Raw genomic sequence first — 21,115 nt, 5'->3', positions numbered from 1 at the left:
GCCCCGGGCCGGGTTCTCGGGTGCCCGAGGTCCCACTCAGCCGAGGTTCCTCGTGCTCTGCGCACCCTGCAGACGTGGCGGAGCCCGTGCATCTCACGTTGTCGTGAGATGCACGGGCTCCCGCGCGCTCAGGAGATGGCGACCGTGACGGTGTCGGTCGTGACCTGCTTGGTGTAGACCTTCGACTTCGGCTTGTCCGGGGCGAGCAGCTGGTAGGTGAAGGTGAGCGTCACCGACTGGGCGTCGTCGGGGAGCGCCGGCACGGTGAAGACGTTGCCGTACGAGTTGGGCTTCTTGATCAGGTAGCCCGGGGACACGGTCGCCGTATCGACGATCGGCGACGGCGCGGCGAGCGGCCCGTCCGGGCCCAGCACGTCCATCCGCACGTCGAGCTCGGCCAGGTAGATGTCCTGCTTGTACTTCCCGGGGAAGCCGGCCGTGAGCGAGAGGGTGATCGGCTTGCTCGCCTCCGGCGTCCACTGGGCCATCGGCATCGTGGAGTAGTAGACGGTCTTGAGCTCGATCGCGCCCGCGTCCAGGGTGTGCTTGGCGACGCCGCGGCTGAGGTCGTTCTTGATCCGGGCCTTCTTCGGCGTCGGGGACGGCGAGGGCGTGGCGGCCGGGGTGGCGCGCGGCGAGGGGCTGGCCGTCGCGGTGGCCGCCTCCCAGGGCGGGGTGCTGCACCCGGCGGCGACGAGGAGGGCGGCGACCGCGGCAGCGGCGGAGAGGGCACGGCGGAACATCATCGGGGGGTTCCTGTCGGGGGAGGGGGAACGGCCGTCGGATCGTCCGAGAGCCGCAAGATAACACCGCCCGCACCCCGCGTGCCCGGTTCCGGGCGAGGGTGCGGGCGGCTTTCCGAGCCGGGAGGGGACCGGGCTCAGACCTTGTAGCCGCGCTCGCGGCGGAAGAGCTTGCCGACCATGACCACGGTCTGAGCGATCGTGACGACGTAGAGGACCGGCCAGCCGAGCCAGAGGATCGAGGTCTGGATGAGCAGCGGCAGCTGGAACCAGGTGTAGCCGAGGACGAGGAAGGAGACCGCGAGCACGATCAGCGGGGTGAGGTACGCCTTGCCCGAGCCGCGCTCGGCCTTGGCCTGCTCGGCCCAGTTGTCGACCTTGACGCGGGAGAGGAACTTGGCCCAGGCGCGGACGAAGTGGCCGGCGCGGAGCCACATGTAGATCTCGGCCGGGATGCCGGTGGCGGCGAAGAGCACGTCGCGGACGTTGCGGTTCTTCATCGAGAAGGCGATGCGGACGTTCAGCAGGACCGCGACGACCGGCGGGACCAGCCAGATGGGCGAGAAGACGAAGGCGTGGATGCTGAGCGAGGCGGCCAGCAGGAGCACGAAGGCGATGCGGGTGAAGATGTTGGTCGCCATGCCGAAGTTCTCGGCCCAGCGCAGGCGCAGGTTCGGGTGGAAGGGCTGGCCCTTCGTGTCGCCGCGCTGGCCCGGCCACATCAGGTCGATGGCGCCGTAGTTCCACTTGACCTGCTGGCCGTCGAGCGAGCGGACCGTGGTCATGCCGCCGACGTCGGCGCGGGCCTGCGCGGAGATCTTGGTGAGGTAGCCGGCCGACTTGATCTGCAGGCTGAGCAGGGAGTCCTCGACCTCGGAGTCGTTGACCCACGGGGTCTGCTGGTGGTTCTCGGCCATGACCGCGCGGAGGGCCTTCATCGAGAAGATCGAGCACTGCCCGCCGAGGACGGCCATGTTGCGGCCGCGGAGCATGTTCTGCATGTTGAAGGCGGCGAACTGGGTGCGCTGGCCGGCGATGAGCAGCTTGGCGACCGGACCCTTGATCTTGGTGTCGTCGATGGAGTAGATCGCCGAGATGCCGCCGATGCGGGTGTCGGAGACGATCTCCTCCTCCAGCTTCTCGACCGCGTTCGGCGCGAGGACCGTGTCGCCGTCGACACCCAGGAGGTACTCCGCGTCCTGGATCAGGTTGAAGCCGTAGTTGAGCGCGCCGACCTTCTTGTCGGGGTTCTCGCCGATGTCGTGGACGAACACCTCGGTGCGCTGGCGCTTCTGGCCGCGCACCTTGGCGCCCTTGTGCGGGCCGGCGAACTTGGCTGCGAGCTCGAAGGAGTTGTCCTTCGTGTTGTTGATGATCACGTGGATCTCGTCGGGCAGCCGCGTCTGGGCCAGCAGGCCCCGCAGCACGTCCTCGATCGACTCGGCCTCGTTGTAGGCCGGGATGATCACGCCGATCTTCGGGCGGAAGGTCGGCAGCGCCTCGATGTCGGCCAGGTGCTGGTGGAGGTAGCGGGAGAGCGCGGCGCCCTCGACGGTGCCCTCCTCGACGGCCGGTGCGTCGGTCTCGACGGACTCGACGGTCTCGTCGGTCTCGGTGCCCTGCGGGAGGTCGAAGTTGATGCTCATCGGGGGTCTGCTCCTCGTGTCCGCCAGCCCTGCGCTGACATCAACAAGATTGCGGCTTCAACCTTCAGGCTCCACTCAGACTGCTGCGGGCTTCTCCGAGGTCTTCCTCAACGCGAACGGTTGAACAGTCAACCGCGCTGAGGTTGCTGAGACTTCCTTGAGGTTCCGCAGGGAGCGGTCAGCAAAGGCTCTGACACCGGTGTCAATCGTGAGGTGCAAGGGATCCGCCGGCCGCTGGTCGTGGCGTGGGGCGAACGGGAGGGTGCTGACCTGAGCGTCGGACGCCCGTCCTCGCGGCCCACGAAGGTCGAGGAGGCCCTCGCGGGGCCCGCTCAGGGGCCGGCTGCCACCCTCAGGCAGATTCTCAGTAACGCTCGGTGCGTGGACCTCAGGCGAGGATCAGGGCGAGCGCACTGACCAGGGCCGTGGCGAGCCCGGCGAGCCCGGTCGCCTTGAGGACGGCGATGAGGTCGCGGCCGCGGGCACCCTCGACAACCGCGCGGACCGGTTTTACCAGCACCACGAGGGCGATCAGCGCGAGCAGCACCCACGGCGTCGTCAGCAGGGCGACGCCGACGAGGCCGAGCGCACCGACGGCGACCAGCGCGGCGTAGAGGAAGCGGGTCCCGCGGTCCCCGAGCCGCGTGGCGAGCGTGCGCTTGCCCGACGCGGCGTCGCCGGCCAGGTCGCGCAGGTTGTTGGCCACGAGCACCGCCGTCGTGAGGGCCCCGACCCAGACCGCGGTCACCAGGAGGGCGGCGCCGACCGTGCCGGTCTGCACGTAGCCGGTCCCGCAGGTGGCGACGAGGCCGAAGAAGACGAAGACGAACACCTCGCCGAGGCCGGCGTAGCCGTACGGTCGCCGCCCGCCGGTGTAGTACCAGGCGGCGAGGACGCAGGCGGCCCCGACGGCCAGCAGCCACCAGTGGCCGGTCAGCACGACGAGGGCCAGGCCGGCGACCGCGGCGACCGCGAAGCAGGCGAAGGCGGCGTTGCGCACCGTCCGGGGGCGGGCGAGCCCGGAGCCGACGAGGCGCACGGGGCCGACGCGGACGGCGTCCGTGCCCCGGATGCCGTCGGAGTAGTCGTTGGCGTAGTTCACGCCGACCTGCAGCGCGAGGCTCACCACGAGGGCGAGCAGGGCCGCGACCGGGTTGACGCGGTCGGTGAACGCGACGACCCCCGTGGCCGCGACGACCGGGCTGACCGCGGCCGGAAGGGTGCGCGGACGTGCGCCCTCGAGCCACTGGGCGGGTGTCGCCGTGGTCGCTGCTGCGCCGGCGGGCGTGCTCATCGGTTCTCCTTCGTCGGTGCCAGCTCGGCGCGGAGCCGGCGGCGGTCGACCTTGTCGCCGCCCGTCCGGGGCAGCCGGTCGAGCGCGACCAGCCGGCGGGGGGCGGCGTACGCGGGCAGCTCCGCCCGCACCCAGCTCCTCAGCCCGGCCAGCGTCAGGTCGTGGTCGTCGGTGACGGCGACCACCTCGGTGCCCCACTCCGGGTCGGGCACGCCGACCACGGCGATCTCGGCGGTGCCCCGCTCGGGCCAGGCGTGCGCGCGGGCCTCGACGGCGGAGAGGTCGACGTTGTGCCCGCCGCTGACGACCACGTCGTCGACCCGGCCGAGGACCGCCAGGCGTGCGACGCCGTCGGTCCCGGTGACCCAGGCGCCGCGGTCGGAGGTGAGGAACCGACCGGACCGCAGGGCGTCCGCCGTGAGGTCGGGGCGGCCGCGGTAGCCGGAGAACACGACGGGCCCGCCGACGCTGATCCGGTCGCCGTCGACGCCGCCGACGCGGTCCGGGAGACCGACGGCCACGTCGACCCCGTCCAGGGGCACGCCGTCGTAGACGCAGCCGCCGCAGGTCTCGCTCATGCCGTACGTCGTCACGCAGGGGACGCCCGCCACGCGGGCGCGGGCGAGCAGCGCGGGATCGGTCGCCGCCCCGCCGACCAGCACCGCGTCGAGGGACGCGAGGGCCTCGACGAGCCGCGGCAGGGCGAGGGCGCGGACGAGCTGCGTGGGGACCAGGGACAGGTAGCGCCGGCCGGAGGGGAGCGCGAGGTCGGGCAGCTCGGCGAGGTCGCCGGACAGCGGCACGACCGCCGACCCGGACAGGTGGGCCCGCGCGAGGACCATCAGGCCGGCGACGTGGTGGCGGGGCAGCGGCAGCAGCCAGTGACCGACGCCCCCGAGGCGGACGTGCGTCGCCTCGGCCCCGGCCCGGAGCGCCGCGGCCGAGAGGACGACGCCCTTGGGCTCGCCCGTCGAGCCCGAGCTCAGCACCACCACCGCGGCGTCGGGGTCGGCGGGCTCGTCGAGGCGGAGGGCGCGGACGGCGCGGGCGCGCTCCGCGGGTTCGGGGGGCAGCGGGGCGACCGGCCGGCCGCCGTCGAGCGCCTCCGCCAGCGCCGCCGGCAGCGCGTCTCCCTCGACCGCGCGCAGCAGGGTCGTGCTGCCGGCGGTCACCTCGTCAGCCTAGGTGCCCAGATGGGGGAGACTCACGTGGTGACGGGCGGCGAGAGGGTGCGCGGGTACGAGCTGGCCATGCCGGTGCGGTTCCGGGGGCTGACCCGTCGCGAGGGCCTGCTCTGGCGCGGCCCGGCCGGCTGGGCCGAGTGGAGCCCGTTCCTCGACTACTCCGGCGCGGAGCTGCTGCCCTGGCTCCGGGCTGCGGACGAGGCGGCCGACCAGGGCTGGCCCGCCCCGCTCCGAGGTGCGGTGCCCGTGAACTGCACCGTCCCCGCCGTCGGCCCCGCGCAGGCGCACGCGATCGTCGCTCGCGCGGTCGCGGGCTGGGGCTGCGGGACGGCGAAGGTGAAGGTGGCCGAGCGCGGCCAGTCCCTGGCCGACGACCTGGCGCGGTGCGAGGCCGTCCGCGACGCGCTCGGGCCGGTGGGCCGGCTCCGGGTCGACGCGAACGGCGGGTGGGACGTCGACGCCGCCGAGACGGCCGTCCGGGCGCTGGACCGCTTCGAGCTCGAGTACGTCGAGCAGCCCTGCCCGTCCGTCGAGGACCTGGCCGCCCTGCGCGTCCGGCTCGCCCGGACCGGCCGCCCGGTGCCGGTGGCGGCCGACGAGTCGATCCGCCGGGTCGAGGACCCGTACCGGGTCGCCGCGCTCGAGGCCGCCGACGTCGCGGTGCTCAAGGTCGCCCCGCTCGGCGGGGTGCGCGCGGCCCTCGAGGTGGCCGACCGGATCGGGCTGCCGGTGGTCGTGTCCAGCGCGGTCGAGACCTCGGTCGGCCTCGCGGCCGGTGTCGCCCTGGCCGCCGCGCTGCCCGAGCTGCCGTACGCCTGCGGCCTGGGGACGACGTCGCTGCTCGACGGGGACGTCGTCACCGACCCGCTCGTCCCCGTCGACGGGGCGCTGCCCGTCCGCGCCGTCGCGGTGGACGAGGAACGTCTCGCCCGGCACCGCATGGACCCCTCGGACGAGGAGTCCTGGCTGCACCGGCTGGAGGAGACCCGGGCCCTGGCCGTGGCCTCGCCCGGACGCGCCCCGGAGGCGTCCCGTGGCTGACGCGGGCGCGCTCGCCCGCACGGTCGTCGCCGCGCTCGTGCAGGCCGGCGTGCGCGACGTCGTCCTGGCGCCGGGGTCGCGCAGCGCGCCTCTGGCCTTCGTGCTGTGGGCGGCCGAGCGGGCGGGGTCGCTGCGGCTGCACGTCCGGGTCGACGAGCGCGGCGCGGGCTTCGTCGCGCTGGGCCTGGCGAAGGCGACCGAGCGACCGGTCGCCGTGGTGACCACGTCGGGCACCGCCGTCGCGAACCTGCACCCCGCCGTCCTCGAGGCCTGGCACAGCCACGTCCCCCTCGTCGTGGTCAGCGCGGACCGGCCCGCGGCGCTGCGCTGGACCGGCGCCAACCAGACGACCCACCAGCAGGACCTCTTCGCGAGCCACGTCCGGGCCGCGGCGACGCTGACCGACGAGCGCGACGCCCCGTTCGAGGTCGCCCGCCTGCTCGTCGCGGCCACCGGCTCGCGCAGCCGGCTCCCCGGCCCCGTCCACCTCGACGTCGAGCTGGTCGACCCGCTGGTGCCCGACCCCGGCGAGCTCGGCCGGGCGCTGCCCGCGGTGACGCTGCCGACGGTCCGGCCGACGGGCGCCGGGGCGGCGCTCGAGCTGGCCCGCGGTCCCCGGACCGTGGTCGTGGCCGGGGACGCGCCCCCAGCGCTCGGGCGTGCGTGGGCACTGCGGGCCGCCGCCGCGTCGGTGCCGCTGCTCGCGGAACCCTCCAGCAACGCCCGCTCGGGACCCGCGGCGGTCGCGACCTACCGGCTGCTGCTGGCCGGCTCGGCCGGCTCGGCCGGGCTCGCCGAGGAGGTCGAGCGCGTCGTCGTGGTCGGGCACCCGACCCTGTCGCGCCCGGTCCAGCGTCTGCTGGCCCGTCGCGACGTCGAGCTCGTCGTCGTCAGCCCGTACGCCGACTGGCCCGACCCGGGTCGAGCGGCGACGGTCGTCGCCGGCGACGCGGTGCTGCCGGCGCCCGGACCGGCCGAGACGGCGTGGGCGGCGACCTGGCGGGAGTCCGACCGCCGGGTCCGGACCAGGCTCGACGCGCTGCTCGCCGGGTGGCCGGGTCTCACCGGGGCCGAGGTGGCCGCCGCCGTGCTCGCCGGACTCGGCCCCGAGGACGTCCTCCTGGTCGGGTCCTCCAACCCGGTGCGCGACCTCGACCTGGCCGCCGTGCCCGAGCAGCCGCCCGCCACCTACGCCAACCGGGGGCTCGCCGGCATCGACGGGCTCGTGTCGACCGCGGGCGGGCTCGCCCTCGGCCACGACCGGCCGGTGACCGCGCTGCTCGGCGACCTGACGTTGCTGCACGACGCGAACGCGCTCGTGGTCGGCCCGCTGGAGCGCCGCCCGGACCTGCGGCTCGTCGTCGTCAACGACGACGGCGGCAGCATCTTCACGACGCTGGAGCAGGGCGGCGCCGCGTACGCGGAGGCGTTCGAGCGGGTGTTCGGCACGCCGCAGCGGGCCCGTCTGGAAGGGTTCGCGGAGGCGGCCGGGGCGGCGTACCGGCGGGTGACGACGACCGTCGACCTGCGCGACGCCCTGAGCCGGCCGCCGCGGGGGATCGAGCTGGTGGAGGTTCCGGTGGACCGTGCGCAGCGCCGTGCGCTCGACGAGGCGGTGCGCGCCCTGGGCGCCTAAAAGCTCTGGCGGCAGACGCGTGTAACGGTGTAATTTCCGGGTATGACCGGTACGCCGTCGCTGGTCGAGTGGGCCGGGGGCCCGTCGTCGATCCGCGCCATGATCGAGGCCTTCTACGACCGCGTGGAGTCCGACGAGCACATCGCCCCGCTGTTCCCGGGCGGGGTGAGCCGGGAGCATCGCGAGCACGTGACCGACTGGTGGGTCGAGGTCTTCGGCGGGCGCGCCGCGTACACGGAGCAGCACGGCGGCTACGCGACCATGCTCGCCCACCACCGCGGGCTGGGGATCAGCGTCGAGCAGCGTCGCCGCTTCGTCGCCCTGATGAGCGTGGCGGCCGACGACGCCGACCTGCCGGCCGACCCCGAGTTCCGGTCCGCGCTGCTGGCCTACCTGGAGTGGGGCACCCGGCTGGCCATGGCCAACTCCCAGCCCGACGCCGTCGTGGTCGAGCAGGCGCCCGTGCCCCGGTGGGGCTGGGGCGTCGCCCCGCCCTGGCAGCCCTGACCCCTCTCCGTCAGCGAGCGGCGCGCCGGACCGGCGGGGTCCTCAGCGGGCCGCGCGGAGCCAGGCCCGGACGTGGCGGGTGGCGAGGACGTCGTCCTCGTTGTACGCGAGGACGCGGGCCGTCGCCGCCGCGCGGACGTCCTCGTCGGGACCGTGGACCGCGTCGGCGAACCAGCGCTGCGAGTTCAGGCCGCCGGGGTCGTCGTCGCGCCAGGAGAAGCCGGCGTGCGCGGCCACAAGCTTGAGGCCGAGGCCGCCCACCCCGAACCAGTGCGCCTTGACGACGTCCAGCAGGTCGACGAACCCCTCGCGCGCGTACGCCGACGCCCACCCGAGGACGGGCTCCCCGGAACGCTTGGCCAGCGCGTCGATCTGGCTCGGCTCGTAGCTGCTGTAGTGGTAGACGGCCACGCCGCCGCCGGCCGCGGTCTCCGCCTCGACGAGGTCGCGCAACCAGGTGAACGCCTCCACCGCCAGCGTGGTCTCGGCCTGCTCGTCGAGGTCGCGGAACGCGGCGAAGGCCCGGTAGTGCCCCTCGCCGGGCCGGTCCGGGCGTTCCACCCAGAAGCCCCACAGGTAGACGCGGCCGTCGGCCGAGCTCTCGATGTCGAGGTCGACCTCGACGCTCGCCGACGGGACCTCGATGGGCCCCGACGTCTCCCGCACGAACCCGACGCCGCTCTCGAGCAGCCGGGCCCGCCGCACGGCCGTGCGCAGCCGGTCGTCGGCGTGGCTCCGGTGCGGCACCAGCGGGAGGTAGCGGGACAGCAGGTCGTCGACGTCGGCGGTGGCGAGGGCGTGCACGGTCCCGGCCCGGAGGGAGCGGAGGGCCTCGACCTCCTGCCGGTCGAGGGCGCCGCGGTCGATCCGCAGGCTGACGTCGTCGTCGTCCAGCCGGGGGCGGCACCGCGGCCACCACGCGCAGCCGGCGCACTCGCGCACGACGACGGGCTCGAGCAGGGGCTCGCCGCGCCGCGCCGCCTCGGCGACCGCCACCCGACGGGCGAAGGCGGCGTCGTAGCGCTGGAGGGCGGGCTCGAACCGGTAGCGGCCCTCGACCTCCGGGTCGTACGTGCGCAGCATCGGCTCCGCGAGGTCGCACCAGATGACCGTGCGCTCCGCCCGGCTGGCCGGGTCGGTGCCGACCAGGCCGCCCCACGCCGTCGTGCCGGCGAAGCCGGCCGCCTCGAGGAGCCGGTGGTGGTGGGCGAGCTCGCGCAGGTCACGTTCCTCGGACCGCAGCCGCAGGGCCACGTCCTCGCGGCGCCGCACGCGGGCGGGACCCGGCTGCGCGAAGGGCGTCCAGGCCAGGCCGGGGCCCGTCGCCGGAGCGCCGTCGGCGCGCGGCGGGACAGGGGCCAGGACGTGGTGCCACACCACGAGGGCGGGGTGGTAGGTCGCCCGGCCGTCGGCCCGGTCCGCACCGCGCACGAGCAGATCGGGGCTGCCCGTGCGGTGCCCGGCGCGGTCGGGCGGCAGCAGGCCGCCGACGACCACGTCCACGCCGTCGGCGAGCGCCTGGCGCGTGGCCGCCGCCTGGACCTCGGGCCCGTCGGCGGCGAGCAGGCGCAGGTCGACGACGCGGCCCTCGCACTCCTCGATGAGCTGCTCGAGCAGCACGCTGCGGTGCCGGCGCACGGCCTCGGCGCGCAGCGCGGCCGGGTCGTCGAACGCGGCCGGAGGTGACGGCGGCACCTCGCTGCCCGGGGTGAAACGGTGCTGGGTCTTGACCGGGCAGCTGCGGGCGGCGCGGGCGCCGAGCAGCACCGGGCGGGCGGCCTCGGTCAGCTCGGGCACCTCGGGCCCGTCGGGAGCGTCCACCGGCTCGACGGCGGGCGGGGACCCCGCGTACGCCGTCACCGCACGGCCCGGTGCAGGGCCACGACGCCGCCGGTCAGGTTGCGCCACGCGACGTCGCGCCAGCCTGCGGCGCCGATCCGCTCGGCGAGGTGGACCTGGTCGGGCCAGGCCCGGATCGACTCGGCGAGGTAGACGTAGGCCGCCGGGTTGGACGAGACCGCCCGGGCGATCCTGGGCAGCGCCGCCATCAGGTATTCCGTGTAGACCACCCGGAACGGCGCCCAGACCGGCGCGGAGAACTCGCAGACGACGAGCCGACCGCCCGGCCGGGTCACCCGCCGCATCTCCGCCAGCGCGGCCTGGGTGTCCTCGACGTTGCGCAGGCCGAAGGAGATGGTGACGGCGTCGAAGGAGGCGTCCGCGTACGGCAGCTGCAGGGCGTCGGCCGCCACGAAGGACAGGGCCGGGCGTCGCTGCTTGCCCACCCTGAGCATCCCGAGCGAGAGGTCGGTCGGGACGACCGTCGCCCCGGCGGCGGCGAAGGGTTCGCTGGACGTGCCCGTCCCGGCGGCGAGGTCGAGGACCCGCTCGCCCGGGCGCGCGCCGACGGCCTCGAGCACGGCGCGACGCCAGGCCCGGTCCTGCCCGAGGGAGAGCACGTCGTTGGCGAGGTCGTAGCGCTCAGCGACGTGGTCGAACATGGTCGCGACGTCGGCGCGGCGCTTCGCCAGGGTGGCCCGGGCCCCCGCCCGGCCTGCAGGTGCGTGCGCGTCGTCGGCCATGGGAGGAACTCTTCCACGGGCCACCGACAGTTCCGTGCGGCGCGGTGGCGCCGGCCGGCGGCCCGCCGGGTCAGATCTCGACGATCCCCAGGACCGGGGTGGTCGGGGTCTGCGGCGACGTACCGGCCGGCTCGACGTTGATCGCCAGGTTGGTGGAGTCGTCGACCGGGCCGGTGAACTCCGCCGCGGTCTGGCCGCTGGTGGAGAAGACCGCGTCCGGTCGCACCGTCTTGCCCTTGAGGGTCCACAGGTGGAACACGTTCCCGGCGCCGGCCGAGGGCAGGTCGCTGCTCACGAAGGCGGCGCGGTTCAGGCTCTTGGAGACCACGAAGGACGCGGCGGCCCCGTTGACCGTGGTGGCGTAGATCCGGGCGTCGGGTGCGGCCAGCAGCGACGGGTCGACCTGAGGGACCGTCACGGTCGGGGCCGGCCCGGCCACCGGCGGCTCCTGCTGGCGCACCAGCCCCCACACGGTGAAGCCGAGCGCGAGCGCGACGACCGTCACGGCCGCGACGAGCACGGACAGCGCGCGGGCGCGGCGGCTCGCGCGGCGCAGGGCCAGCTCGTCGACCACCGGGTCGGCGACCGGCTCCAGCGCGCGGCGAGGAGCCGCGGAGGTCGCGGCGGCCACGGCGGGGGCGGCGGGGAAGGCGCTCGGGACGGAGCCCGTGGCGGTGGGGGCGGCCAGCGGCGGCAGCTGCTCGACGCCGGTGATCGCGTCGAGGACCGAGGCCCGCAGCGACGGCGGCGGGAGCGGGACCGGCTCGGCGAGCACCAGGGCGGCCGCGGCCTCGTGCAGCTCGGCGACCTCGTCCCGGCACTGCGCGCACCCGGCCAGGTGCTCCTCGAACTGTGCGCGCTCGGCCGCGTCGAGGGCGTCGAGGGCGTACGCGGCGGCGTCGTCGTGGTCGCTCACGGCTCCACCACCAGGACCTTGCGCAGGCTCGCGAGCCCGTCGCGCATGCGTGTCTTGACCGTGCCGAGGGGCAGCCGCAGGCGCTCGGCGACCTGGCTCTGGGTCAGCCCGCCGAAGTAGGCCAGCGTCAGCGCCTCGCGCTGGACGGCGCTCAGCCGGGCGAGCCCGTCCCGTACGCGTTCGGCGTCGAGATGCTCGGACACGTCCTCCCAGACGTGGTCGACCTCGCGGCCGACCTCGGTGAGGGCGTAGTGCTCGTCCCGGGCGACCTCGCTGGTCACGGCACGCACCCGGTCGATCGCGCGGCGGTGGGCCATCGTCGTGATCCAGGCGCTCACCGAGCCCTTGCTCGCGTCGAAGCGCGCGGCCTGGCGCCACACCTCGGTGTAGACCTCCTGGGTCACCTCGGCGGCGTGGTCGCTCGACCGGAGCACCCGCCACACCACGCCGAACGTTCGCGTCGAGGTCGCGTCGTAGAGGCGGGCGAACGCGTCGGCGTCCCCGGCGGCGACCTCGTGCAGCAGGGTGACCAGCCGCGCGGCCTCCTGCGCGCGCTGGGCGCGCTGCTGGGCCTGCGCCGCGTCCCCGGCCGCGTCGACCGTCGGGCCGGACCGCGCCGGCTCGGCGGGCACGGCCTGGGGGTCCATCCGGTGACCGTACCTGCTGCGCACCCGGGTGAGGCGGAGCGGCGGGGCGACCAGCAGTGCGGACACGCTCCACCTCTTTTCTCCGGGCTCTGCTCCAGGGCGCACGACCGGGCACCTCGTCCGGCTCGTCGAGGGTGGTTCGGAGGCGCTGTGCAGAGGGATTGGTCGACGCCCGCGGTGAGGCACACTTCTCCGGTGGCCAAACGCGCGACCGTGCTCAAGGTGTCCGGGCTGCGCCGTGCCTTCGGCCCGAACACCATCTTCGACAAGTTCAACCTCGAGGTGCGCGCGGGCGAGGCGATCGCGCTGACCGGGCGCAACGGCGCGGGCAAGTCGACCCTGCTGCGCTGCCTGGTCGGCGCCGACCGGCCCGACGACGGCACGATCGAGGTCTGCGGCAACCCGATGTCGGAGACCAACCCGCAGGTCCGCCGCGACGTCGCGACGGTGATCGACGACCTCGACTTCTTCCCCGACCTGTCGGTCGTGGAGCACCTCGACCTGCTGGCCCGCGCCCACGGCATCACCGACCCCGACGCGCAGGTCGACGAGGTGCTCGAGGAGGTGCAGCTCGTGCCGCAGTCGGGTCAGCTGCCCGGCACGCTGTCCTCCGGTCAGCGCCGCCGCCTGGCGCTGGCCACCGCGTTCGTCCGCCCGCGCCGGCTCCTGATCCTCGACGAGCCCGAGCAGCGCCTCGACACCGAGGGCGTGGGCTGGCTGTCGCGCCGGCTCCAGGCCGAGCGCCAGCAGGGCCTGGCGATCGTCTTCGCCAGCCACGAGCCGACCCTGGTGGAGAGCGTCGCGACCCGCGTCGTCACGCTCGGGGCGCCGCGCGGATGAGCGCGGCATGAGCACCGCCTCCGTGCCCTCGGTGCCCTCCGACGACTCCCACGGCCCGGACGGGACCGACGCCGTCGACCCGACACCGGTCCAGGTGCTGCCCGCCGCGTCCCCGCGCGAGCTGCGCGGGCTGATGAAGGACTGGCGCCGCGGACGCGCCACGCGCAACGTCGGCCAGGCCCTGAGCGACGCGTACGTCGCGGTCATCGCCGCGCTGATGATCGGGGCCATGACGGTCAACGTCATCCTCAAGGCCCAGCGGGTCGTGGCCGCGTGCGACAGCGCCTCCTGCCTGTCGGCCCGCGCCCTGCTGCCCTGGGCGGCGGTGCTCGCCGCCGTCGCCACGGCGCTGGCGGTGGCGCGGCTGTTCGGTCCCGTGCTCGCGTCCGCCGCGGAGGGCTTCTGGCTGCTCGACGCGCCGATCTCGCGGTCCCGCCTGCTGCGGCCCCGGCTCGTGGCGGCCCTCGCCGGCGCGCTCGTGGGCGGCGCCCTGATCGGCGGCCTCATCTCGCTGCTCACCGGCTCGACCGGGCTCGAGTCGGCCGTCTGGGCCGTCGCCACCGGGCTCTCCGCGTCCGCCGCGGTGGCCGCCGCCGCCGCCCAGCAGGGCCACGAGCGGCACCGGCTCAGCCGCGCGGCGTCCTTCGTCTTCGGCCTGCTCGGCGTCGTCGCGCTGCTCGGCGTGGTCGGCGTGGCCGCCAACTGGTTCACCCTGCGGCTGTCCACCACGCTCGGCACCGAGATCGGCACGGTCGTCGCGGGGATCGCCGTCGTCCTGCTCCTCGTGGCCACGGCGCTGGCCGCCCGGCGGCTCTCGTCGATCCGGCGTACGCGCCTGGTCAGCGGCGGTTCCCTGGTCAAGGGGATCTCCGGCGCCTTCTTCGCCCTCGACGTCGGCCTGGCGCGCGACATCGTCGTGCAGCGCCGCACCATGGAGATCGGGCACGTCACGCCCAAGCGCGGTCACGGCGAGGGGCTGCAGGCCCTGACGTGGCGCGAGTGGCAGCGGCTGCGCCGCTTCCCCCAGCCGCTGATCGCCTGGGCCGGGACCCTCGTCGTCCCCTACGCGTCCGAGGCCCTGGGGATGAGTGCGGTGACGCCGGTGTTCGGCGCGCTGGCGCTGTTCGGCGCGACGGTGCCCATGCTCAACGGGCTGCGCGTCCTGACCCGTACCGGCGGCCTCGCGCGCTGCCTGCCCTTCTCGACGCCGCAGATCAAGCTCGCCGTGGTGACGGCGCCCGCCATCCTCGCCGCCGTCTGGGCCGTGCTCGTCGGGCCGGCGTTCGTCGGCGTGGCGGGCGGTTCGGTGAGCCGTCCGTTCGGCGACGCGTCGCTGATGGCGGTGGCGACCGCCGCGGCCGGCCTGCTCGCCGCGATCCGTTGGACGCAGGCCAAGGGCGTCGACTTCAGCAAGCCGATGGTGTCGACCCAGGCCGGTGCGCTTCCGCCGGGCCTGGTCACAAACCTCTTCCGGGGCTTCGACGTCTGCCTGCTCGCGACCGCGCCGATGCTGCTCGGCTTCTCGCCGGTCTGGTCGCTGGCGATCTCCGCGATCACCGCGATCGTGCTCTTCAACTCCTTCGACGCCGAGTCGATGCAGGCCCGCCAGAAGGAGGCGCAGCGCCAGCTCGACCTGCAGAAGCGCGAGCGCGAGGCGCAGGCGACGCTGTCGCGCCAGCGCAAGCGCTGACGGCGGACCGTCGGCGCCTGCGCCTCCCGCGTCACGGGACCAGGGCGACCTTGCCCGCCCGGCCCTCGGCCGCGAGCTGGTAGGCGGCGTCTGCGTCGTCGATGCCGAAGCGGTCGGTGACGACCACCTCGGGGTGCAGGTCCCACACCGGGAGCCGCTCGACCAGCTCGCGCATGTGCTCCAGGCTCGTCACCCACGACCCGATGATCTGGATCGAGGGGTGGATCAGCGTCGGGCTGACCTCGGGCACGGTCATCCCGTTGCCCTCGCCGACGAGCACCATCCGGCCGCGCGCCCGCAGCAGGCTGATCGCCGTGGCGCGACCGGGCTCGCTGCCCGAGCAGTCGATGGCGACGTGCGCGCCGGCCCCCAGGAGCTCGAGCGCCCCGTTCGCCTCGTCGGGCGCGTACGCGGTGTCGACGGCGCCCAGCTCGAGGGCCAGGGCGCGCCGTTCCGGGCTCGGGTCGACGCCCACGCGCGGGACGGCCCCGAGCTTGCCGCCGAGCAGCCCCGCGGCCAGGCCGACCGGTCCGAGCCCGACGACGGCCAGGCTGTCGCGCCCGCTCACGCCCGCCCGCAGCAGCCCCTCGTACGCGGTCCCGAAGCCGCAGGCGACGCAGGCGCCGTCCATGAACGTCACGAAGTCGGGCAGCACGACGCAGTCGCGCTCCTCGGCCAGGATCAGGTCGGCGTGCCCGCCGTCGCGCTGCCAGCCGTACGCGGCCCGGCGCGGGGAGGAGCAGCTGATCTGGTAGCCGCGGACGCAGTCGTCGCACTGGCCGCAGCCGCTGATGTGGTAGACGCAGACCCGGTCGCCGACCTTGAGCCGGACGGGGTCCGGGCCGACCGCGACGACCTCGCCGGCGGGTTCGTGGCCCGCCACCACGTCCTGGTACATCTCCGCCGGGTCGCCCTGGAGGTGCTCGCGGTAGATGGCGCGGATGTCGGAGCCGCAGATCGTCGACGCCTTCATGGCCAGCAGCACCTGCCCGGGACCGGGCTGGGGGTCGGGCACCTCGCGGATGTCGACGTCGGAGTGGCCGGGCAGGTAGACGCCGCGCACGGGTGGCTCGCTCTCTTCTGGTGGTTCGGGAGGGTTCGGGTGGGGCTGTCAGGACGAGCGGGTGCCGGCGAGGCCGACGGTCGCGACCATCTCGGCGACGACCCCGCTGACGGCCTTGCGGGCCGGCTCCAGGTACTGCCGCGGGTCGTTGAGCGCGGGCAGGTCGGCGAGCTTGGCCCGGATCGGCCGGGTGAAGGCGATGGTGGTGATCGTGCCGATGTTGACCTTGGTGATCCCGGCGCGGATGGCGGCGGCGATCGTCGGCTGCGGCACGCCGGACGAACCGTGCAGGACGAGCGGCACGTCGACGGCCGCGCGCAGCCGGGCGACCAGGTCGAGGTCGAGCTCGGCCTCCGCGCTCGTCATCGCGTGCTTGCTGCCGACGGCGACGGCGAGGGCGTCCACGCCGGTCTCCGCGACGTACTCGCGCGCCTGGTCGGGGTCGGTGCGGACGCCGTCGCCGTGCGCGGACTCGACCTGGCTGGCCTTGCCGCCGACGTAGCCGAGCTCGGCCTCGACGAGCAGGCCGTGCTCGTGGCCCCAGGCCGCGGCCTCGCGGGTGGTGGCGACGTTCTCCTCGTAGGGCAGCGGGCCCGCGTCGAACATCACCGAGCTGAAGCCGCACTCCGCCGTGCGGTGCAGCAGGTCGGTGCGGGTCACGTGGTCGAGGTGCAGCGAGACGTCGACGAGGCTGGCCCGGGCCAGCGCGGCGAGGGCCGCGGCCAGGGGAGCCGGGTCGTCGAGGTGGAACTTCGCGGCGTTCTGGCTGACCTGGAGGATGACCGGGAGCCCGGCCTGCTCGGCCCCGAGGACCGTGCCCTCGGCCTGCTCGAGCGTGATCACGTTCAGGGCGGCGACGCCCGTCCCCCGCGCGTACGCGTCGTCGAGCAGGGCGCGGGTGCTGACGAGGCTCACCGGCCGCTCCGGACGGAGGAGCACCGCTGGATGCGCTCGACGTCACCTGGTGCCGTGGGGTTCGTCACGACTCACCACCCTAGGCCGAGCACTACCCTGGACGTGTGAGCAGCCCCGCCGGGGTGACCCTGGTGCCCCCGCGACTGCGGGTGCGCACCGTCGTGGTCCCTGACCCCGGACCGCTGGTGGCGCTGCTGCCCGAGACCGACGCCCTGGCGTGGATCCGCGGCGGCGACGGCATGGTCGCGTGGGGCGAGGTCGTGCGGCACAAGGCCGCCTCCCCGGCCGACGCCGAGGAGTGGTGGACCACCCTCGTGGCGTCCTGCGACGAGGAGACCGAGCTGGACGGCGCCGTCCCGGGCAGCGGCCTGGTGGCGTTCGGCAGCTTCGTCTTCGACCCGGACAACACCTCGGCGAGCTCGGGCCTCGTGGTGCCGCGCACGGTCCTGGGCCGCCGCAACGGGCGCGCCTGGCTGACCGAGATCGGCGTCGAGGCCGACGAGCAGCGACCGGTCCCGTGCGCGACGCCCGTCCCGCCGGCGCCGGAGGGCGTGCGCTTCGAGGGCGGTTCGCTGACGTCGGAGCAGTGGCGCGCCGCCGTGTCCCGGGCCGTCGGCTCCATCACCGCCGGTCAGCTCGACAAGGTCGTGCTCGCCCGCGACCTCGTCGCCCGGGCCGACGCCGACCTCGACCCCCGGTGGCTCGTGGGCCGGCTCAGCGAGACCTACCCGCGCTGCTGGACCTACCTCGTCGACGGCATCGTCGGCGCGACCCCGGAGATGCTGGTCCGCCTCGAGGCGGGCCTCGCCACCTCGCGGGTCCTGGCCGGCACGATCCAGCGCACCGGCGACGGTCGGACGGACCTCGCCCGGGCCGACGCGCTGACCCGCTCGAGCAAGGACCTCGAGGAGCACGAGTACGCCGTCGCCTCGGTCGCCGCGGCCCTCGAGCCCTTCTGCTCCGCGCTGAACGTCCCGGAGACGCCGTACGTGCTCGAGCTGCCGAACGTGCTCCACCTGGCCAGCGACGTCACCGCCGCCGTCGCGCCGGGCGTCACCTCGCTCAGCCTCGCTGCGGCCCTGCACCCGAGCGCGGCCGTCTGCGGCACCCCGACCGACGTCGCGCGCGGCCTCATCGCCGAGCTCGAGCACCTCGACCGCGCGCGCTACGCCGGCCCGGTCGGCTGGACCGACGCGAGCGGTGCGGGGGAGTGGGCGATCGCCCTGCGCTGCGGCATCCTCGACGAGACCGACCCGCGCACGATCCGGCTCTTCGCGGGCTGCGGCATCGTCGCCGGCTCCGACCCGGACGCCGAGTGGGCCGAGGCGCAGGCCAAGCTCGCGCCGATGATCGGCGCGCTCACCACCCGGCGCTGACGGTGTCGCGCACCGTCGCCGTCGTCCTCGCCGGCGGGGAGTCGCGACGGTTCGGCCGCGACAAGCTCGCCGCCGACCTCGACGGCCGGACGCTGCTGGCCACGACGCTCGACTCGCTGCCGCCGGAGCTGCCGGTCGTGGTCGTAGGGCCTCCCCGGGACGTCGGCCGTGAGGTCACGCTCGTGCGCGAGGAACCTCCGGGCGGCGGGCCGGCGGCCGGGCTCGTCGCCGGGATCCGCGCAGCCCTCGACGCGGGCGCCGAGCGGGTCGTGACCCTGCCGGGCGACGCCCCGGCGGCCGGCGCCGGCGTACGGCTCCTGCTCGACGCCCTCGACCCGGCCGACCTGGCGGTGGCCGTGGGCGCCGACGGTCAGGTGTTCCCGCTGCAGCTCGCGCTCACGCGCACCGGCGGGGCACGGTTCCTGGAGGCGGCGGGGGACGGTGCGGGGCTGTCCCCGCGGCGTCTGCTGCAACCGCTGGCGCCCGTCCGGGTCCTCGTGGGTGCCGCGGCCCTGCGCGACGTCGACGTCCCGACGGACCTTGCGGAGATCGGAGCGGATCCGACCGCGTAGTCGCGGCCGGATCCGCTCCAATCTTGTTCAGGCCGCGCCGGCAGGAAGTACCGACGGACGCCCAGCACGCGTTCCACGAGGTCGGCGTGCCGGTGACGGTGTCACGCGGTGGTCTGGGCCACCTCGGTCTCGGGCGCCGCCCGGCGCGGCGTCGGCGCGGCCGGTCCGCCCGTGCGCTTCGGCAGGACGAACACCAGGAGCAGGGCCACGACGCTGAACGCGGCGCTCACGCCCATGGCGTCGCCCGCCGCGGAGGTGAAGCCCGTGGCGACCGTGTCGGGACCTGTGATGACCAGGGAGCCGAAGAACACGCTGCCGATGATCGCGATGCCCACGGCGCTGCCGACCCGCTGCACCGTCGAGACCACGCCGCTCGCGGCGCCGGCCTCGGAACGGTCGACCGTCGCGATGATGAACTGCGCGTTCGGGGCGATGAACGCCCCGTTCCCGAGGCCCGCGATGAACAGCGGCAGCAGCAGGTCCCAGTGGGTGAGGGTCGCCGGGTCGGCCGAGCGCAGCAGCAGCCACACCCAGACCAGGCCGACGGTGACCAGGGCAGTGCCGACCACGAGGACCGTACGGCCGAGGCGCTGGGCCAGCTGGTTGCTCTGGGACGACGCGATGATGCTGCCGATCGCGAAGGGGATCGAGACGACGCCCGACTCGAGCGCGGTGTGGCCGAGCCCGCTCTGCCACAGGATCGACAGGGTGAAGAAGATGCTCGTGAACGCGGCGAAGTAGACCAGCGCCAGCACGACGCCGCCGGTGAACGAGGCGTGGCTGAACAGGTGCGGCGGCACCAGCGGGCTCGCGCCACGGCGGGTGTACGCGACCTCCCACAGGGCGAAGAGCACGAGCACGACGACGCCGGCTGCGAGGGTGACGTACGTCCACGTCGGCCAGCCCTTGTCCTGGCCCTCGATGAGGGGGACGAGCACGGCGACGAGGCCGACGGTGAGGAGCACCAGGCCGAGCCAGTCGATGCCCGCCCGGACGACCGGCTGGTCGCTCGAGCGCTTCGGGAGCAGCAGCGCGGCGGCGACGAGGGTGGCGACGCCGATCGGCAGGTTGACGCCGAAGACCAGGCGCCAGCCGCTCGTCTCGCCGAAGGCCTGGATGATCAGGCCGCCGACGATCGGGCCGAGCGCGGACGAGACGCCGATGACGGCGCCCATCACGGCGAAGGCCTTGCCGCGCGCCCGGCCCGGGAACAGCAGCTGGATGAAGGCGGTCACGGCGGGCACGAAGATGCCGCCGGCCAGGCCCTGCACGACGCGGAAGACGACGAGCTGGGTGTCGGACTGCGCCAGACCGCAGGCCGCGCTGGCGATCGTGAAGAGGGCGATGCCGGTGAAGAACACCCACTTGTGGCCGATGCGGTCCCCGACCCGGCCGGCCGGGATCAGCGCCAGGCCGAAGGCCAGCGCGTAGCCGGAGATGATCCACGACAGCGTCGCCTCGGAGGCGTCGAGGCTCGTCCGGATGGTCGGCAGCGCGACGTTGACGATCGTGGTGTCGAGCAGGGCGATGAACATGCCCGCCAGCAGCACGATCAGCGCGCGCCAGGCCTCGCGGGGGACGGTGACGGGCGGCGGGCCGCCCGGGACGGTGGTCGCCGCGCGGGCGGCGGTGTGCTCAGTCATGCGGGTCCTTCTGGTTGAGCGTCTTCGCGGGTGGAGCGGTGGGCAGGGGTTCGGGCGTCAGTGCCCGGGCCCGTTCGTCGGCGACGACGTCGGGCAGGGCGGCGGCCAGCTCCTCGTGCCAGGCGAGCTCGGCGCGCAGCCGGTGCTCGCGGTGCAGGAGGGCGTGGGTCTCGCCGAGGGAGAGGTACGGCTTCGCGCGGGCGTTCTGGTGCTCGGTGTCCGCGAGCAGGCGGCGCAGGGTGCTCAGGCGCACCTCGAGCGCGTCGGACAGGTCGTCGAGCCGCGTCGGGTCCGGGCGGCTGAGCGCCAGGTCGAAGGGGTCGGGCTTGAAGGCCACCTGCTCGAGGTGCTGGCGGTGCAGCTCGCCCAGCACGGCCCGGCCGGCGTCGGTGATGCCGTACACCTGCCGTTCGGGGTAGCCGCCCTCACGCTCGGTGCGGACCTCGGCCAGCAGGCCCTCGGCCGCGAGCCGCTTCAGCGCGCCGTACAGCGCCCCGACGGAGAAGTCGGTCCACAGGTGCACGTGCTCCTGCTCGGCCAGCAGCCGCAGCTGGTGGCCGTGCATGTCCCCGCGGCGCGCGAGCGCGTCGAGGATGTACAGCCGGATGGAGGACACGCAAGTACTCTCGCACGAGTAGTCGGTCCTGAGCAACCGAGCACCGAAGACGGGAGCTCGCCGCTTCTCGCCCACTCGACGGCCCGACGGAGTCCCACAGGGGCCTCCGTGGCCGTCGAGCGGGAAAAACCAGTGCGAGGTGTAACGACCGCGACCCGGCCGGCGATGAAGGGGTCGAGAGTCAGCGGCTACCTGAACCCCCGA

19 protein-coding genes are annotated in these 21,115 nt (G+C 74.8%); 7 read left to right on the top strand and 12 right to left on the bottom strand.

Features of this window, described 5'->3' with window-relative positions:
• Positions 1-128 precede the first annotated feature (128 nt).
• The 4 genes from BMY04_RS18725 to BMY04_RS18710 form a co-directional block, all read right to left on the bottom strand.
• Complete coding sequence (locus BMY04_RS18725; RefSeq protein WP_091184894.1) at positions 129-746, bottom strand: hypothetical protein; 618 nt, start codon at positions 744-746, stop codon at positions 129-131.
• Positions 747-880: 134 nt separating this feature from the next.
• Complete coding sequence (locus BMY04_RS18720) at positions 881-2,389, bottom strand: glycosyltransferase family 2 protein (RefSeq protein WP_091184890.1); 1,509 nt, start codon at positions 2,387-2,389, stop codon at positions 881-883.
• 388 nt (positions 2,390-2,777) lie between these two features.
• The gene (locus BMY04_RS18715; protein WP_091184886.1) at positions 2,778-3,683 is read right to left on the bottom strand and encodes a 1,4-dihydroxy-2-naphthoate polyprenyltransferase; all 906 of its coding nucleotides are present in this window, start codon (positions 3,681-3,683) and stop codon (positions 2,778-2,780) included.
• On the bottom strand, positions 3,680-4,855 hold the full coding sequence (locus BMY04_RS18710) for an AMP-binding protein (RefSeq protein WP_198410263.1): 1,176 nt from the start codon (positions 4,853-4,855) through the stop codon (positions 3,680-3,682). The genes BMY04_RS18715 and BMY04_RS18710 overlap by 4 nt, the downstream gene beginning before the upstream one ends.
• Before the next feature lie 21 nt (positions 4,856-4,876).
• Between BMY04_RS18710 and BMY04_RS18705 the strand changes: the two genes are divergently transcribed.
• The 3 genes from BMY04_RS18705 to BMY04_RS18695 are packed head-to-tail and all read left to right on the top strand — an operon-like array spanning position 4,877 to position 8,051.
• A complete protein-coding gene (locus tag BMY04_RS18705) occupies positions 4,877-5,908 on the top strand; it encodes an o-succinylbenzoate synthase (RefSeq protein WP_091184883.1) in 1,032 nt (343 codons plus the stop codon).
• Positions 5,901-7,544 (top strand): 2-succinyl-5-enolpyruvyl-6-hydroxy-3-cyclohexene-1-carboxylic-acid synthase, encoded by a 1,644-nt coding sequence (gene menD, locus BMY04_RS18700; protein ID WP_091184880.1) that lies wholly within the window; start codon positions 5,901-5,903, stop codon positions 7,542-7,544. The genes BMY04_RS18705 and menD overlap by 8 nt, the downstream gene beginning before the upstream one ends.
• A gap of 42 nt (positions 7,545-7,586) precedes the next feature.
• Positions 7,587-8,051, top strand: a complete 465-nt coding sequence (locus tag BMY04_RS18695) for a group II truncated hemoglobin (RefSeq protein WP_091184876.1) — start codon at positions 7,587-7,589, stop codon at positions 8,049-8,051.
• Positions 8,052-8,093: 42 nt separating this feature from the next.
• Here BMY04_RS18695 and BMY04_RS18690 read toward each other — a convergent pair whose 3' ends face one another.
• From BMY04_RS18690 to sigK, 4 genes are all read right to left on the bottom strand, one after another.
• Positions 8,094-9,959 (bottom strand): TM0106 family RecB-like putative nuclease, encoded by a 1,866-nt coding sequence (locus BMY04_RS18690; RefSeq protein ID WP_139209987.1) that lies wholly within the window; start codon positions 9,957-9,959, stop codon positions 8,094-8,096.
• Positions 9,908-10,633 carry a demethylmenaquinone methyltransferase gene (locus BMY04_RS18685; RefSeq protein WP_091184871.1) on the bottom strand — a complete coding sequence of 242 codons (726 nt, stop codon included), beginning with the start codon at positions 10,631-10,633 and terminating at the stop codon, positions 9,908-9,910. The genes BMY04_RS18690 and BMY04_RS18685 overlap by 52 nt, the downstream gene beginning before the upstream one ends.
• A 70-nt stretch (positions 10,634-10,703) precedes the next feature.
• The gene (locus BMY04_RS18680; RefSeq protein ID WP_091185146.1) at positions 10,704-11,549 is read right to left on the bottom strand and encodes an anti-sigma factor; all 846 of its coding nucleotides are present in this window, start codon (positions 11,547-11,549) and stop codon (positions 10,704-10,706) included.
• Positions 11,546-12,196 carry an ECF RNA polymerase sigma factor SigK gene (sigK, locus tag BMY04_RS18675; protein ID WP_091185143.1) on the bottom strand — a complete coding sequence of 217 codons (651 nt, stop codon included), beginning with the start codon at positions 12,194-12,196 and terminating at the stop codon, positions 11,546-11,548. The genes BMY04_RS18680 and sigK overlap by 4 nt, the downstream gene beginning before the upstream one ends.
• Before the next feature lie 195 nt (positions 12,197-12,391).
• Between sigK and BMY04_RS18670 the strand changes: the two genes are divergently transcribed.
• Both BMY04_RS18670 and BMY04_RS18665 read left to right on the top strand, forming a co-directional pair.
• Positions 12,392-13,036: an ABC transporter ATP-binding protein gene (locus BMY04_RS18670; RefSeq protein ID WP_091184867.1), complete on the top strand. Its 645-nt coding sequence runs from the start codon at positions 12,392-12,394 to the stop codon at positions 13,034-13,036.
• Positions 13,037-13,043: 7 nt separating this feature from the next.
• Positions 13,044-14,726, top strand: a complete 1,683-nt coding sequence (locus BMY04_RS18665; protein WP_091184864.1) for a DUF6297 family protein — start codon at positions 13,044-13,046, stop codon at positions 14,724-14,726.
• A 31-nt stretch (positions 14,727-14,757) separates the two neighbouring features.
• On the opposite strand, the gene BMY04_RS18660 is transcribed toward BMY04_RS18665, so the two are convergent.
• Both BMY04_RS18660 and BMY04_RS18655 read right to left on the bottom strand, forming a co-directional pair.
• A complete protein-coding gene (locus BMY04_RS18660; protein WP_091184861.1) occupies positions 14,758-15,789 on the bottom strand; it encodes a zinc-dependent alcohol dehydrogenase family protein in 1,032 nt (343 codons plus the stop codon).
• Between the two features lie 48 nt (positions 15,790-15,837).
• Positions 15,838-16,704: a class II fructose-bisphosphate aldolase gene (locus BMY04_RS18655; protein WP_091185140.1), complete on the bottom strand. Its 867-nt coding sequence runs from the start codon at positions 16,702-16,704 to the stop codon at positions 15,838-15,840.
• 104 nt (positions 16,705-16,808) lie between these two features.
• Between BMY04_RS18655 and BMY04_RS18650 the strand changes: the two genes are divergently transcribed.
• Complete coding sequence (locus tag BMY04_RS18650; RefSeq protein WP_091184858.1) at positions 16,809-18,080, top strand: isochorismate synthase; 1,272 nt, start codon at positions 16,809-16,811, stop codon at positions 18,078-18,080.
• Between the two features lie 2 nt (positions 18,081-18,082).
• Positions 18,083-18,652: a molybdenum cofactor guanylyltransferase gene (mobA, locus tag BMY04_RS18645; RefSeq protein WP_170854217.1), complete on the top strand. Its 570-nt coding sequence runs from the start codon at positions 18,083-18,085 to the stop codon at positions 18,650-18,652.
• A gap of 101 nt (positions 18,653-18,753) precedes the next feature.
• On the opposite strand, the gene BMY04_RS18640 is transcribed toward mobA, so the two are convergent.
• Both BMY04_RS18640 and BMY04_RS18635 read right to left on the bottom strand, forming a co-directional pair.
• Positions 18,754-20,295 carry an MFS transporter gene (locus tag BMY04_RS18640; RefSeq protein WP_091184852.1) on the bottom strand — a complete coding sequence of 514 codons (1,542 nt, stop codon included), beginning with the start codon at positions 20,293-20,295 and terminating at the stop codon, positions 18,754-18,756.
• Entirely contained in the window at positions 20,288-20,911 is a 624-nt protein-coding gene (locus tag BMY04_RS18635; protein ID WP_198410262.1) for a PadR family transcriptional regulator, read from the bottom strand. The genes BMY04_RS18640 and BMY04_RS18635 overlap by 8 nt, the downstream gene beginning before the upstream one ends.
• Positions 20,912-21,115 lie beyond the last annotated feature (204 nt).

Origin of the sequence: Microlunatus flavus, assembly GCF_900110855.1 — a bacterium.
GTDB lineage: Bacteria > Actinomycetota > Actinomycetes > Propionibacteriales > Propionibacteriaceae > Microlunatus > Microlunatus flavus.
Note: the sequence above shows the minus strand (reverse complement) of the source record. Positions and strands in the feature narration are given on the sequence as shown.